Origin of the sequence: Bacillus sp. ISL-34 (assembly GCF_018613325.1) — a bacterium.
Lineage (GTDB): Bacteria > Bacillota > Bacilli > Bacillales > DSM-1321 > Peribacillus.
This window is the reverse complement of the sequence record NZ_JAGGQJ010000035.1, coordinates 1-15,183: the sequence shown is the minus strand read 5'-3', so window position 1 is coordinate 15,183 and position 15,183 is coordinate 1. Positions and strand designations below refer to the sequence as shown.

The 15,183-nt window shown below is 40.8% G+C and carries 14 protein-coding genes and 1 pseudogene; 10 read left to right on the top strand and 5 right to left on the bottom strand.

Annotated features, from left to right (window positions below; translation table 11 throughout):
• Window positions 1–85 precede the first annotated feature (85 nt).
• The 4 genes from J7E52_RS22520 (at window position 86) to J7E52_RS22505 (ending at window position 3,726) form a co-directional block, all read left to right on the top strand.
• Complete coding sequence (locus J7E52_RS22520) at window positions 86–970, top strand: transcriptional regulator CcpC (RefSeq protein WP_063231999.1); 885 nt, start codon at window positions 86–88, stop codon at window positions 968–970.
• 124 nt (window positions 971–1,094) lie between these two features.
• The gene (gene dapD / locus J7E52_RS22515) at window positions 1,095–1,805 is read left to right on the top strand and encodes a 2,3,4,5-tetrahydropyridine-2,6-dicarboxylate N-acetyltransferase (protein ID WP_214750626.1); all 711 of its coding nucleotides are present in this window, start codon (window positions 1,095–1,097) and stop codon (window positions 1,803–1,805) included.
• A gap of 69 nt (window positions 1,806–1,874) precedes the next feature.
• Window positions 1,875–3,005 (top strand): N-acetyldiaminopimelate deacetylase, encoded by a 1,131-nt coding sequence (locus tag J7E52_RS22510; protein ID WP_396020306.1) that lies wholly within the window; start codon window positions 1,875–1,877, stop codon window positions 3,003–3,005.
• Window positions 3,006–3,063: 58 nt separating this feature from the next.
• Window positions 3,064–3,726 carry a potassium channel family protein gene (locus J7E52_RS22505; RefSeq protein ID WP_284702805.1) on the top strand — a complete coding sequence of 221 codons (663 nt, stop codon included), beginning with the start codon at window positions 3,064–3,066 and terminating at the stop codon, window positions 3,724–3,726.
• A gap of 67 nt (window positions 3,727–3,793) precedes the next feature.
• On the opposite strand, the gene rnjA is transcribed toward J7E52_RS22505, so the two are convergent.
• Complete coding sequence (rnjA, locus tag J7E52_RS22500) at window positions 3,794–5,464, bottom strand: ribonuclease J1 (protein ID WP_214750625.1); 1,671 nt, start codon at window positions 5,462–5,464, stop codon at window positions 3,794–3,796.
• 3 nt (window positions 5,465–5,467) lie between these two features.
• Complete coding sequence (locus J7E52_RS22495) at window positions 5,468–5,677, bottom strand: DNA-dependent RNA polymerase subunit epsilon (protein WP_214750624.1); 210 nt, start codon at window positions 5,675–5,677, stop codon at window positions 5,468–5,470.
• Between the two features lie 889 nt (window positions 5,678–6,566).
• Here J7E52_RS22495 and J7E52_RS22490 point away from each other — a divergent pair.
• Window positions 6,567–7,334, top strand: coding sequence for a Cof-type HAD-IIB family hydrolase (locus tag J7E52_RS22490; protein WP_309476929.1), 768 nt, complete (start codon window positions 6,567–6,569; stop codon window positions 7,332–7,334).
• Between the two features lie 47 nt (window positions 7,335–7,381).
• Here J7E52_RS22490 and def read toward each other — a convergent pair whose 3' ends face one another.
• Both def and J7E52_RS22480 read right to left on the bottom strand, forming a co-directional pair.
• A complete protein-coding gene (def, locus tag J7E52_RS22485; RefSeq protein ID WP_214750623.1) occupies window positions 7,382–7,933 on the bottom strand; it encodes a peptide deformylase in 552 nt (183 codons plus the stop codon).
• A 239-nt stretch (window positions 7,934–8,172) separates the two neighbouring features.
• Window positions 8,173–8,328: a YjcZ family sporulation protein gene (locus J7E52_RS22480; protein ID WP_214750622.1), complete on the bottom strand. Its 156-nt coding sequence runs from the start codon at window positions 8,326–8,328 to the stop codon at window positions 8,173–8,175.
• A gap of 210 nt (window positions 8,329–8,538) precedes the next feature.
• On the opposite strand from J7E52_RS22480, the gene J7E52_RS22475 reads away from it, so the two are divergent.
• From J7E52_RS22475 to lpdA, 5 genes are all read left to right on the top strand, one after another.
• On the top strand, window positions 8,539–9,198 hold the full coding sequence (locus tag J7E52_RS22475; protein WP_214750621.1) for a YkyA family protein: 660 nt from the start codon (window positions 8,539–8,541) through the stop codon (window positions 9,196–9,198).
• A 646-nt stretch (window positions 9,199–9,844) separates the two neighbouring features.
• Window positions 9,845–10,960 carry a pyruvate dehydrogenase (acetyl-transferring) E1 component subunit alpha gene (gene pdhA, locus J7E52_RS22470; RefSeq protein ID WP_214750620.1) on the top strand — a complete coding sequence of 372 codons (1,116 nt, stop codon included), beginning with the start codon at window positions 9,845–9,847 and terminating at the stop codon, window positions 10,958–10,960.
• A 3-nt stretch (window positions 10,961–10,963) separates the two neighbouring features.
• On the top strand, window positions 10,964–11,941 hold the full coding sequence (locus J7E52_RS22465) for an alpha-ketoacid dehydrogenase subunit beta (protein ID WP_034314063.1): 978 nt from the start codon (window positions 10,964–10,966) through the stop codon (window positions 11,939–11,941).
• A 120-nt stretch (window positions 11,942–12,061) separates the two neighbouring features.
• A complete protein-coding gene (locus J7E52_RS22460) occupies window positions 12,062–13,420 on the top strand; it encodes a dihydrolipoamide acetyltransferase family protein (protein ID WP_214750619.1) in 1,359 nt (452 codons plus the stop codon).
• Window positions 13,421–13,423: 3 nt separating this feature from the next.
• Window positions 13,424–14,836 carry a dihydrolipoyl dehydrogenase gene (lpdA, locus tag J7E52_RS22455; RefSeq protein ID WP_133348424.1) on the top strand — a complete coding sequence of 471 codons (1,413 nt, stop codon included), beginning with the start codon at window positions 13,424–13,426 and terminating at the stop codon, window positions 14,834–14,836.
• A 150-nt stretch (window positions 14,837–14,986) separates the two neighbouring features.
• Here the strand turns inward: lpdA and J7E52_RS22450 are convergent.
• A pseudogene (locus tag J7E52_RS22450) lies at window positions 14,987–15,183 on the bottom strand (transposase); the annotation flags it as partial.

Below are 15,183 nucleotides of genomic sequence, written 5' to 3'. Positions count from 1 at the left end.
GTATTATAAGCCGACTTTGTTGATAATAAAATTTAAATAATTTAATTCATCATGATAAGATTTGATTATCAAGAGGTTGGTGTGTATGTCATTTTCAGAATTTCATTTATTATCCGTGCTTGCTCAGGAAATGAATATGAGAAAAGCGGCTGAGCGGCTGTTCGTCTCCCAGCCGGCTTTATCACAGCGTTTACAATCAATAGAAAAGGATTGGGGTTCGAAACTGTTTTTGCGTTCACAAAAAGGGCTGTCACTGACGCCTGCAGGCGAAGCGGTAATTCGTTTGGCCAATGAGGTTATAGAAAAAGAAGAAAAGGTCAGGGAAAGTATCCAAGCCATGGACCATGAAGTATATGGCACTTTGAAAATAGCCTGTGCCTCGATTGTCGGTCAAAATTGGCTGCCGCAAGTATTGAAAAAGTTCGTCCAAAAATACCCGTATGCCAAAATTTCCTTGATCACTGGCTGGAGCAGTGAGATTTTAAAGTCTTTGTATGAAGGGCAAGTGCATATTGGCATCATAAGGGGAGCCCCGGATTGGAAAGGGGTAAAACAGCATTTATTCACAGATATGCTTTATTTGGTGGATACTGAAATGAAGGAGCTGAATCAAGTGTTCGAAACGGACCGGCCATTCATTCAGTTTAAAAGCGATTCGAATTATTACCAGGAAATCCAGGACTGGTGGCATCGGCAATTTAAAACGACACCAAAAAACACCATAGTCGTGGACCAAATCGAAACATGCAAACAAATGGTGTTTAATGGCATAGGATATGCGATCCTGCCAGCCATCACTTTACATGATAAAGATACGAATGTTTTTAAAATCCCTCTTCTCGATGGGCATAACCACTCAATCGAACGTGATACATGGCTTTGCGGCTATGAATCTGCCTTCCAGTTAAAGCAAGTCCAGGCATTCACGGAAGTGGTGAAAGAGCATATTCGCGACCAAGGAATGTTATAGGTCCGCCTACGAAAATGTCAATAGGGCAGAATAATATATAGAATTGACATTCAACTTGTCTTGCCGGCAGTTGTCTGGTAAATTTAAAACGAGTAATGATACATATTTAGGAGGTTTAACCGGAATGAATAAAATGGATGCAAACGAAATTATTTCTTTTATCTCAAATAGTAAAAAATCTACACCTGTAAAGGTATATGTCAAAGGCGATTTAGAAGGCATGGATTTTGGATCAGCTTCTAAAACTTTCATAACAGGAAATACAGGTGTTGTATTCGGTGAGTGGTCTGAAGTCGAAGAAGCAATCAAGGCAGCAGGTACAAAAATCGAGGATTATGTCGTTGAAAATGATCGCCGTAACTCTGCCATTCCTTTATTGGACCTAAAAGGCATCAAAGCCCGTATCGAGCCTGGCGCAATAATCCGTGACCAAGTATCCATCGGGGACAACGCAGTCATCATGATGGGTGCATCAATCAATATTGGTTCTGTCATCGGTGAAGGCACAATGATCGACATGAACGCAATACTGGGCGGACGTGCAACAGTGGGCAAAAACTGTCACGTAGGTGCAGGTGCCGTTTTAGCAGGTGTCATCGAGCCGCCTTCCGCACAACCGGTCATTTTGGAAGATGATGTGTTAATCGGAGCCAATGCGGTCGTATTAGAAGGTGTCAAAATCGGTGAAGGTTCCGTTGTGGCGGCTGGTGCAGTTGTAACGAAAGACGTTCCTCCATACTCCGTGGCTGCTGGTATCCCGGCGAGGGTCATTAAACAAATTGACGAAAAAACTAAATCAAAAACAGAAATCATGCAAGAACTTCGTCAACTTTAATTTCTTAAGTGAATATTGCCTGAAGCGTGGATAAATTTATCCACGCTTTCTGTATAGGGAGGGAATAATGTGAAAATACATACTTTTGCCGAGATCCGGCGTGATTTGCATCAAATTCCGGAAATAGGATTCAAGGAATTCAAGACACAGCAATACCTGCTGAATTACATAACGAATCTTGCCCAGGAGCGAATGGAAATCGAAACCTGGCGGACTGGGATATTCGTGAAAGTGAAGGGAAGGAATCCGCGAAAAACAATTGGCTACCGGGCTGATATTGACGGTCTGCCGATAAAAGAGGAAACCGGATTGCCGTTCGCATCCAACCACGAGGACTATATGCACGCCTGCGGTCATGATTTTCATATGAGCATAGGTTTGGGGTTATTGACATATTTCACCGAAAATCCGATCGATGATGACTTGCTATTCATCTTCCAGCCTGCAGAGGAGGGTCCTGGCGGGGCTGAACCAATGCTTAAATCGGAAACCATGAAAAAATGGAAGCCGGATATGATCCTTGCCTTACATATTGCTCCAGAGTATCCAGTTGGGACGATAGCCGTTAAAGAGGGGCTTCTATTTGCCAATACATCTGAATTATTCATCGATTTGAGGGGAAAAGGAGGACATGCAGCCTATCCGCATGAAACAAATGACATGGTCATTGCTGCCTGCTCGCTTGTAGGGCAGCTGCAAACAATCGTTTCAAGGAATGTCAATCCACTTGATTCAGCTGTCATTACAGTTGGGAAGATTACTGGAGGCACCGTTCAAAATATTATTGCGGAGACAGCGCGGCTAGAAGGCACAATACGCACCCTTAACCCCGAATCGATGGTAAAGGTCAAGTCAAGAATAAAAGCGCTTGTGGATGGTATACAAGTGGGATATGAGTGCTTGGCTGATATCGACTATGGTGCGATGTATCACCAGGTGTATAATGAAGAACGGTTGACCCGGGAATTCATGGAATTTACAGAGAAGTCAAATGCTGTTCATTTGCATTGTTGTACTGAAGCGATGACTGGTGAAGATTTTGGATATATGTTAAAGGAGATTCCAGGATTCATGTTCTGGCTGGGGGTTTCATCGGAATACGGATTGCACCACGCCAAGTTAAGTCCTGATGAAAAGGCGATTGAACTCGCGATCAATCACTTGACGGAATATATAACGTTTAAAGGAAGCGAAGCGTAAAAATGCTTTTCAGTACAGAACATGCTCTAAAGAGAGAACGAATCACGTTGGAGGGCTTATTGTGAAAAAAGAATTTGCGGTGATTGGACTTGGCCGTTTTGGCGGCAGCATAGTCAGGACATTAGCTGAAGAAGGATTAGGGGTTCTGGCCATCGATGCTGACGAAGATCGAGTGAATGAATTCGCCAGGATAGCTTCTCATGCTGTTGTAGGTGATACGACGGATGAAAATGTGCTGAGAAACATAGGTATTCGTAATTTTGATCACGTCATTGTAGCGATTGGCGAGAATATTCAAGCTAGTATATTGACGACCCTTATGCTAAAGGAATTGGGTGTTGGAAATGTAACGGTTAAAGCGCAAAATGATTATCATGAGAAGGTTCTCCGGAAAATCGGGGCCGACTTTGTCGTGCACCCCGAACGAGATATGGGGAGAAGGATTGCCCATAATATCGTCTCCAATAATATTCTCGATTATTTGGAGCTTTCTGATGAACACTCCATCGTCGAAATTGTTGCAAGCCAAAAGATGAATGGAAACTCGATATTTGACCTTGATATCCGTGCTCATTATGGGCTGAATATCGTCGCGATCAAAAGAGGGAACGAAATAAATGTCTCCCCACAGGCGAGCGATTTAATCCATAAAGGTGATATATTGATCGTCATCGGCGCGGATTCGGACATCAATCGCTTTGAAAAAAAAATTGTGGAATAAGCAAGGCTTGCTCAATATCGGGCAGCACGCAAAAAAGCCCAGCCATCAATGGCTGGGCTTCTTTTATTTATTGGACTTCCATGATGATCGGTAGGATCATTGGACGGCGTTTAGTTTTTTCATATAGGAATGGAGATAAAGTGTCTGTAATTTCATTTTTAATTTCAGACCATTGTGTAGTTTTGCGCTCCATCACCTTATTTAAATGCTTGGTGATCAAGGATTGAGCATCGCTGATTAGGTCTCCTGATTCTCTCATGTAAACAAATCCGCGTGAGATGATGTCAGGACCGGATGCAATCTTGAATTCCTTCATATTGATGCTGACGACGACAACGACAAGACCTTCCTCGGAAAGAATCCGACGATCACGGAGAACGATATTACCGATATCCCCGATGCCGCTTCCATCGATATAAACAGAACCTGAAGGGATTTTACCAGCGATTTGTGCTGTGTTTTCGCTTAAGGAAAGAACTTCACCATTATCCATGATAAAGCAATTTTCTTCCGGAACTCCGCAATCGACTGCATGGCGGGCATGAAGTTTTTGCATACGGTATTCACCATGGATCGGCATGAAGAATTTTGGTTTTATCAAACGAAGCATCAGCTTTTGTTCCTGCTGTCCGCCATGTCCTGATGTATGAATGTCATTCAATGGACCTGAAATGACGTCTGCTCCTGCACGATATAATTGATTGATCGTTCTGGAAACGCTGATTGTGTTACCTGGGATAGGTGAAGAAGAAAATACGACAGTATCACCAGGGATGATTTGGATTTGACGGTGAGTGCCATTCGCTATGCGTGACAGGGCTGCCATTGGTTCACCTTGGCTGCCTGTACAAAGGATGGTTACTTTATTCGCAGGCATGCGATTCAATTGCTGTACATCAATAAATGTATCTTTAGGCGCTACGATATAACCAAGATCTTGTCCAATTGATATGGCTGAATCCATGCTCCGGCCAAAAACGGCTATTTTCCGGCCGTTAGCCACGGCTGCTTCCACAACTTGCTGAAGGCGATGGATGTTCGATGCAAACGTTGCAAAAATGATCCGGCCGTCAACCTTACGGAAAATGTCTTGAATGGTATCGCCGACACGGCTTTCTGACATCGTAAAGTTCTGCACTTCACTATTTGTGCTATCCGAGAGTAAGCACAATACGCCTTCTTTACCGATTTCCGCCATCTTGGTCAGGTTTGCAGGCTCGCCCACTGGTGTGAAGTCGAATTTAAAATCACCAGTATGGACAATTTGTCCAGGTGGCGTTTTAACGACAATCCCATAAGAATCAGGGATACTGTGAGTTGTGCGGAAGAAAGAAACGGACGTCTTCCGGAACTTGATCACTTCATCTTCACTGATTTCTATCATGGTTGTTTGACGTAAAAGGCCGTGTTCTTCCAATTTATTACGAAGCAGTCCAAGTGCCAGCTTCCCGCCGTATACAGGGACATTCACTTTTCTAAGTAAATAAGGAATCCCGCCAATATGGTCTTCATGGCCATGGGTAATGAAGACACCTTTAATTTTATCTACGTTTTTCTCTAAATAGCTGTAATCTGGAATCACATAGTCAATACCGAGAAGTTCATCTTCAGGAAATTTAATTCCAGCATCAATGATGATGATTTCATCTTGAAACTGAACAGCATATGTGTTCTTACCGATTTCGCCTAAACCGCCCAGGGCGAATACAGCTGTTTGATCGTTTTTTACAAATTTCATAAATTATAGCTCCAATACTTTGTAATCTTCATTTTGTTTTTCATATTCTAAATATGCTCCGGTTACGGGTAGTACGATTTCTACGTTATAAGGTTCTTTTTTTAATTTTAAACGGACGTCACGAACGGATTCACCTTCGATAAACATTGTTTTAGTATTCTCCCTGATGGGAACCTCTGATATGGTTGCTTGATAGTATACCTTAAAAACCATTTTAATCTCTCCTCACTTGTTTGCATTGCTTTTTTCATTATATATAAAAACAACAATTTTTTCATGTTTTTCAACATCATGTAAAAATAAACCCAGCTCCGCCATAAAAACGGAAGGGGTTTGATGAATTAAATATACCAATGTCTAAAAGTATATAAAAAAATAGATAGCAGATTCTGGTATCAACCCGATTGTAGCTTCCTCTATCTTATATCCTATCCGTTTTTGCCATGTGTAAAACTTAAATCATGGGATCTTTTTTTTTCGTAAACGATTTCTATCTAAATTAATATAGTATCACTGTGTACAGCGTTTCATGAAAAGACAACGACTCATATTTTGATTGAAATATGTATTCACCTGACCATATAATAGCCAAGATAGAAAGAATGCTTAACAAGAACTTTACAACAAGGAAGAAGCCCTCCGCAAGTTTTTGAAGGGCTGTCCGAAAAAAATTCGCATATGGATGACGGCCAAGGCAGGACTGAGTGGCAAATCATGCGATAGATTTTTTTCTTAAAAGATCATTCCACTGTTTAGCAAGCTTTTTACGAAGCTTTTTTAACATGGCGATCACGCTCCCTTAGTTATTATTGTATAGGATTATTCAATAATGTAAATACGTCTTTACAGGTACTTGGCCCATTTTTGAAAAAAAAGGCTCATTCAAACAAGCAACTGGGATTTTAGAGGCAAGAAGGATGGGAGAAGTGTAATCTGGAAAGCCTAAGTTGGTTTCTATTAAGAATAGTATATGCCCATTCCTGAATAAAAAACGTAACTTTGAATTGGATCCGGTAGAGTTACTTGACTTATCTTGATGACAATTATTAAATGGGTACATATTAAAAAAGGAAAAAATGAATGAATTGGAAGTGAATCGTTAGTGAAAATCGTATTCTTTGATATTGACGGAACATTGCTTGATCATGAAAAAAAGTTACCTGCTTCAACAAAAAAAGCCATTAAACAACTGCAGGATAGCGGGGTTTTTGTAGCGATAGCCACAGGGAGGGCTCCGTTCATGTTCGAGTCTTTAAGGGAAGAGCTTGGCATCGATACATTCGTAAGTTTCAATGGACAATACGTTGTTTTTGAAGGGAAAGTCGTTTATAAAAACCCTTTGAGCATACCTGAGATAAAACGGCTCCACGAACATGCTGAAAATAATGAAATACCGATCGTTTTCATGAATGAGGAGACAATGAAATCGAGTGTGCCACATCATAGCCGAATTGAAGAGGCATTAAGCAGCCTGAAGTTTCCCCACCCTGAACATGTGGCAGATTTTTATGAGGATCATGATATATACCAAGCCTTGTTATTCTGCTCGGAAGATGAAGAAGGGAACTTTGTTGGGAAATATGATGACTTTCACTTCATTAGATGGCATGAGTATTCGACGGATGTACTTCCATTCGGGGGTTCAAAAGCTGAAGGCATAAAAATATTAATGGAAAAAGTCGGGTTTGCTCTGGAGGATGTTTACGCCTTTGGAGATGGCTTAAATGATATAGAGATGTTAAAAGTAGCGGGATATGGCGTGGCAATGGGGAATGCCGGTCAACTGGTGAAGCAAGAGGCCGACTTTGTAACGAAGGATGTCGATGATGACGGCATACTTTTTGGTTTGAAGGAACTTGAACTGATATAAAAAACAAAACCCCCGTCAACCAACAGGCGGGGGTTTTGCTTATTACGTCACCTTTCCACGGCAATGGAATTTTCCGGAATGGCATAAGGGTCTTCCGGGTTGATATGATCATAGAACATGATTCCATTAAGGTGGTCGATTTCATGTTGAAAGCAAATGGCTGCGATGCCTTTCAGGCGGAGTTGAACCGAGTTTCCTTCCAGGTCCGTACCCACAACCGTTATTCGAGCATAACGGGGCACATAGCCGGAAACGGGACGATTTACGGAAAGGCAGCCTTCTCCGGATGTCAAGTATGCTTTTTCCACTGAATGGCTAATGAGTTTAGGGTTGAAAAGTGCATAGCTATATAGTTGATCATCTTCTTTCAAATGAACCGCAATCATCCTTTTTGAAACATTCACTTGCGGTGCAGCCAAGCCAATTCCTGCCCTTAACCCGTATAGAGCAGCAATATCGGGCTTCTGGCTGTTTTGGACATATTCCATCAGGCTGGCTAAAAGTTGTTTATCTTCATATGATGCCGGAAGCGGAACCTCTACCGCGACTTGCCTTAAGATTGGATCGTCTTCATTAACAAAATCATCCATGGTAAGCATAATCTTTCACCCCATAAAAATTCTAATAATATGTATAGGGTTATTTTAACAAAAAAAATACTGAAAGTTAATGGATGGTATAATGAAAGAAAAATGAAGGGATGGAATCCAGTCGATAAATTCCTATCCCAACCATTATTTTATTTGCCTGTTGAGGTCTATTTAAAAAAATAAATCATTTTTTGTGAATCAGGGTAAATAGTTAACATTTTCGGGTAAAGGTAATAGTAATTATCTGCTTAGCAAAAGCACGCGCCGACAATGATTAGCAGAATGAACAGGACGATGATCAGGGCGAAGCCGCTTCCAAAGCCGCAGCCTCCACCATCACCATAACCATAGCTGGGTGAAACGGAAACCGGATAACAACAATCCTGGTTGTAACCTCCATACATAATTTCATACCTCCGTTTTTGTATTATTAAAATGCTGACCACTCTGATTTGAAACGGTCCCTACAGCCTATGCAGTATGGTTTAAAGGGTGTAGGCTAGCGCCCATTAATGAAAAAAACCTGTTCGGAATATGCTTTAACAAGTGTCTGCGGCTTATAGGGGAATTTAGAATATGAATCTTCGAAGAATTATCAGAAGGAGCTGTCTATTTTGAATCGTATTGGCCCATATTTTATTTTACTTCTTTCTCTAGTGATCTTGACTGGTTGTTTCAATGGTTCACCGGAAGAAAGAATCCACAAAATCCTAGAGAAAACTGCAGAAAAGGAAAGTGATTTCACCGAGAATCAAGTGCCTCTTAATGATTTGGAGAAAAAAGAAAAAGAAAAATATGAGAAAATCATTAAACTTGGATTGGATGATTATGAACAGATCGTCGAGCTTTCAGGTGAAGCAACTAAGAATATCGACCAAAGGGAAGAAATAATTGAAAAGGAACAAAGCAGTATGCAATCCTCAAAAGAACAATTCAATCAGATTGACGAACAAATCGGGAAAATAGAGGATGAAAAGATAAAAAAAGAAGCTACTGAATTGAAAAAGGTGATGAGTGAGCGCTATAGCACCTACGATAATTTATATGATGCCTATCAACAAAGTCTGGCTTATGATCGTGAATTATATGAACTGTTTAAAAAAGAGGATTTGAAAATGGATGAATTACAAGGACAAATCGAGAAAATCAATACTTCTTATACAAAAGTTTTGAAAGCGAATGAGGAATTTAATGCATTAACGGAAAAATCAAATCAAAAAAAAGAAAGTTTTTATGATAGTTCCGGCATAGAAATGGCTGATTCAACAAAATAATATAAATAATGATGGGCTGTGATCCTCACTCACAGCCCATATTTTATTCCATCCAGTCCGTTTATGGACTGAAAATTTCTAGAATGATCCTTTTTTTGTGTAACCAGCTTGATGTGAAATTTTCATACCTGTACTAAAAAAAATCGATAATTAAAAATCTAACAGCAGCGATAATTGAAAGCGTTTGAATATTTTCCTGGAATATTATTCCGAAGGCTCAAATGCCTTTAGTTAAAGCAGTTTTGGAATCGATGGGATATGCGGGGGAATTGAAATGTTATCCTTCGCCATCCTTAAATCGATAAAGACGTGAATTTTAATAGTACAGTTGTAAAGTGGAAACTAATACAGTGGAGAAGTATGAGTGCTGGAAATTCTATTAAATCAAAATTATAAGGAACTCCAAGTGATTGACTTGATGTTAATTCATCTTGTAAACTTAATCTATAAAAATTCTTGTATCATTTTCCTTGATTTTTTTTATGGTACAGAATAAGATTGAGTCATATTAAGCATATCCACGTTTGAGGGATTGGTCTTAAGGGAAAAATAAAAGAATGAATTGTTGAAGAAACTAAAAAGCAAACTATTTTTGCTTTATAGAATAATAATAGCAAACCTTTTTAATGAAAGGATGAGGTGCCAAATGGCTCAAAAAACTAAACAAGCTAAAATTAATGTTCAAGATCAGCTTAAGAAAGTAGAAGAACAATTTGAAACTTTTCAAATTTTAAATGAAGAGGGAGAAGTCGTTAATGAAGCGGCTATGCCTGATTTAAGTGATGAACAATTGCAAGAATTAATGCGTCGTATGGTTTATACACGCATCTTGGATCAACGTTCTATATCACTTAACCGCCAAGGTAGATTAGGTTTCTATGCACCGACTGCCGGTCAAGAAGCTTCTCAAATCGCTTCCCAGTATGCTTTGGAAAAAGAAGATTTCATTCTTCCTGGTTACCGTGATGTTCCGCAAATCGTTTGGCATGGCCTGCCGCTTTGGCAAGCATTCTTATTCTCCCGGGGACATTTTAAAGGAAATCAAATTCCTGAAGACGTCAATGTAATTTCCCCTCAAATCATTATCGGCGCTCAATATGTCCAAGCTGCCGGAGTGGCTCTTGGGTTGAAGAAACGCGGAAAAAAAGCTGTTGCCATTACATATACGGGTGACGGTGGAACCTCACAAGGTGACTTCTATGAAGGAATTAACTTTGCAGGTGCATATAAAGCGCCAGCTATCTTCATCGTGCAAAATAACCGTTTCGCAATCTCGACACCGGTTGATTTGCAATCAGCAGCGAAAACATTGGCTCAAAAGGGTGTGGCTGCAGGTATTCCTGGAATCCAGGTTGATGGTATGGATGCGTTGGCCGTTTATACAGCCGTTAGAGAAGCACGTGAACGTGCAATTAATGGTGAAGGCCCTACATTGATTGAAACATTGACTTACCGTTATGGACCACATACGATGGCTGGGGATGACCCGACACGTTACCGTACTTCTGAAATGGATAACGAGTGGGAACTGAAAGATCCATTGGTTCGTTTCCGCAAGTTCTTGGAAAACAAAAAACTTTGGAATGAAGAGTTAGAAAACGAAACGATAGAAAAAGCAAAAGACGATATAAAAGAGGCAATCAAATTGGCTGATGCAGAACCTAAGCAAAAGGTTACAGACCTTATTGAAATCATGTATGAAGAAATGCCTTATAACCTAAAAGAACAATATGAAATTTATAAAGAGAAGGAGTCGAAGTAAGCCATGGCTCAATTGACGATGATTCAAGCAATTACAGAAGCATTACGTACAGAACTTAAAAATGACGAGAATGTACTCGTTTTTGGGGAAGATGTAGGTCTTAATGGAGGAGTTTTCCGTGCAACGGAAAATCTTCAAAAAGAATTCGGTGAAGATCGTGTATTCGATACACCTCTTGCTGAATCTGGAATCGGTGGATTAGCGGTCGGTCTTTCTTTACAAGGTTTCCGTCCTGTTCCTGAAATTCAATTCTTTGGGTTTGTATATGAAGTAATGGATTCCGTAAGCGGTCAGCTTGCTCGTATGCGCTACCGTTCAGGCGGACGTTACTCTGCACCGGTTACAATTCGCTCACCTTTTGGGGGCGGAGTGCATACTCCGGAAATGCATGCTGATAGCTTAGAAGGTTTAATGGCTCAGCAACCAGGATTAAAGGTAGTTATCCCTTCCACTCCTTACGATGCAAAAGGCTTATTGATTTCAGCTATTCGTGATAATGACCCTGTCATTTTCCTTGAGCACATGAAATTGTACCGCTCTTTCCGTCAGGAAGTTCCTGAAGAAGAATATACAATTCCATTAGGAAAAGCGGATGTGAAAAGAGAAGGAACAGATTTATCCATTATTACTTATGGTGCGATGGTACAGGAATCCATTAAGGCAGCTGAGGAATTGGCTAAGGATGGTCATTCCGTCGAAGTAGTCGATTTACGTACTGTTTCTCCATTGGATATCGATACAATCATTGCTTCTGTAGAAAAAACAGGACGCGCTATCGTTGTTCAAGAAGCACAAAAGCAAGCTGGTATAGCAGCGAATGTTGTAGCGGAAATTAACGAACGTGCCATTTTGAGCTTGGATGCTCCAGTACTGCGAGTGGCGGCTGCAGATACGGTATTCCCGTTTTCACAAGCTGAAACAGTATGGCTCCCTAATTATAAAGACATTATTGAAACGGCGACTAAAGTCTTGAAGTTTTAACAATCTTAAGTAATGGAATGAATGTCCTGCTTGGGAAAGTAATTTTGCATTAACGGTAATGCAAGATAAAGGACTTTATTCAAAGCACTAAGTATGATTTAATATAGGAGGTTGAACTCAGTGGCATTCCAATTTAGACTCCCTGATATCGGAGAAGGTATACACGAAGGTGAAATAGTGAAATGGTTTGTAAAACCAGGAGATAAGATTCAAGAAGATGACGTGCTTTGCGAGGTACAAAACGATAAGGCCGTTGTTGAAATCCCATCACCGGTGGAAGGTACCGTTGAAGAAATCCTTGTTCAAGAAGGAACGGTTGCCGTTGTTGGCGATGTGCTTGTAACATTCGATGCTCCAGGTTATGAAAATCTTCAGTTTAAAGGGGATCATGGAGAAGAAGCGAAGGCAGAAGGTGAGAAGAATACGGAGGCCCAGGTTCAAGCAACTGCCGAAGCTGGACAGGAAGTCAAGAAAGAGGCTGCTCCGGTTCAACAAAATAGCGGAGTAACGGGCGCGGGAGCACAGCCACAGGTTGAGGCAGATCCTTCACGACGTATTATCGCCATGCCTTCTGTCAGGAAATATGCACGCGAACAAGGGGTAAATATTCGTGAGATTTCTGGTTCTGGGGATAACGGCCGCATCATGAAAGAAGACATAGATGCTTTCAAAAACGGTAAAACCGCTCCACAGCAACCAGCAGCTCAAAGTGAAGCTTCACAACAAAATGATACGGAAACAACCGAAAAACAAAAAGTTTCAATTCCGGAAGGGCAATATCCTGAAACTCGCGAGAAAATGAGCGGTATGAGAAAAGCGATCGCAAAAGCAATGGTTAAATCCAAGCAGACAGCTCCGCATGTAACATTAATGGATGAAGTCGATGTGACGCTATTGGTTGCTCATCGTAAGAAATTCAAGGAAATTGCTGCACAAAAAGGAATCAAGCTTACATTCCTACCTTATGTTGTTAAAGCGTTAACAAGTGCATTACGTGAATTCCCTATGCTTAACACATCATTTGATGATGAGGCTAGTGAGATTATCCATAAACACTATTACAATATCGGAATTGCAGCAGACACAGACAAAGGACTGCTCGTTCCAGTTGTAAAAGATGCAGATCGTAAATCAACTTTTGCTATTTCACAAGAAATTAACGAATTAGCGACGAAAGCCCGTGACGGCAAATTGGCTCCTAACGAAATGAAAGGTGCTTCTTGCTCCATTACGAATATCGGTTCCGCAGGCGGTCAATGGTTCACACCTGTAATCAATCATCCAGAAGTTGCCATTCTAGGGATTGGACGCATTGCCGAAAAAGCAATTGTACGCGACGGGGAAATTATCGCCGCTCCAGTTCTGGCATTATCACTGAGCTTTGATCACCGCATGATTGATGGAGCAACAGCTCAACATGCATTGAATCATATCAAAAAGTTATTGAACGACCCAGAATTATTGTTAATGGAGGCGTAAACAATGGTAGTAGGAGATTTTCCAATCGAAACAGATACTTTAGTAATCGGTTCAGGCCCAGGGGGATATGTTGCCGCAATTCGCGCAGCACAGCTTGGACAGAAAGTAACGGTCGTTGAAAAAGGAACAATCGGCGGAGTTTGTTTAAATGTAGGCTGTATCCCATCGAAAGCTTTAATTTCGGCTGGACACCGTTTCCATGAAGCTCAGCATTCAGAAGATATGGGTATCTTTGCAGAAAAGGTTACTGTTGATTTTTCTAAAGTACAAGCTTGGAAAGGTTCTGTTGTAAAAAAATTAACAGGCGGTGTAAGCAGCCTGTTAAAAGGTAATAATGTTGATGTTGTAACTGGCGAAGCTTATTTCGTTGATGAAAACAGCATCCGTGTTATGAATGATGACTCAGCCCAAACATATACATTTAAAAACGCAATCATCGCCACTGGTTCATCGCCAATCGAGATTCCGTCATTTAAATATACGAAACGTGTACTTAATTCCACTGGTGCTCTTGCTTTGGAAGAAGTTCCAAGTTCGATCGTTGTAATCGGCGGAGGTTACATCGGAACTGAGCTTGGCGGAGCATTCGCAAGCTTTGGCACTAAAGTGACAATCCTTGAAGGTACGGAAGAAATTCTTTCAGCGGGCTTTGAAAAACAAATGGCTGCACTTGTTAAGCGTAACCTTAAAAACAAGGGTGCCGAAATTGTTACTAAAGCAAATGCTAAAGGCGTGGAAGAAACTGAAACAGGTGTAACCGTTACTTATGAAGTAAAAGGCGAAGAGAAAAAAGTTGAAGCCGATTACGTTTTAGTAACAGTTGGACGTCGTCCAAATACTGCAGAAATCGGTTTGGAGCAAGTCGGAATCAAAATGACTGACCGCGGTTTGATCGAAACGGATAAACAATGCCGTACAAGCGTGAAAAACATTTACGCAATCGGTGATATCGTTTCTGGACCTCAGTTGGCTCATAAAGCTTCTTATGAAGGTAAAATTGCAGCTGAAGCCATTGCAGGACATTCATCTGAAATCGACTATCTTGCCATTCCGGCTGTTGTATTCTCTGAACCGGAACTTGCTTCTGTCGGTTATAATGAAAAAGAAGCGAAGGAAGCTGGAATCGAAGCGCTTGCTTCTAAATTCCCATTCGCTGCAAATGGACGTGCTCTTTCCTTAAATAATACGGACGGATTTGTGAAGCTTATCACTCGCAAAGAAGACGGATTGGTTATTGGAGCACAAATTGCAGGACCAAACGCTTCTGATATGATTGCAGAACTTGGTTTAGCTATCGAAGCAGGAATGACTGCCGAAGATATTGCAATGACAATCCATGCACATCCAACTTTAGGGGAAATCACAATGGAAGCTGCTGAAGTTGCCCTTGGAACTCCTATTCACATCATTAAGTAATTGAGTTTTATAAAAGCGTACTGCATAATGCAGTACGCTTCAGTTTGTAGACAAAAGGGGTTCGGAATTAAAAAATTCCGAGCCCCTTTTGAAATTTCCTTTGAATTTTGGCCCAAGGTTGAGAGATTAGGGCTCTACGAGCCCTCTATGTTAGGCCATTTTTGGACCTTGCCATGTCCAATTGGCCATCTTCTTAAATTAATGGCAGCGAAAGTAAGCATCGCCTGCATCGACAATTTTTTAAGTCCCCTTAAAGTAGTCCAACGCATACCATGCTTTTCTTTTGCATCTGCGAATACACGCTCAATCGTTTCTCTACGTTTCGTATATATAGGTTTTACATCTTG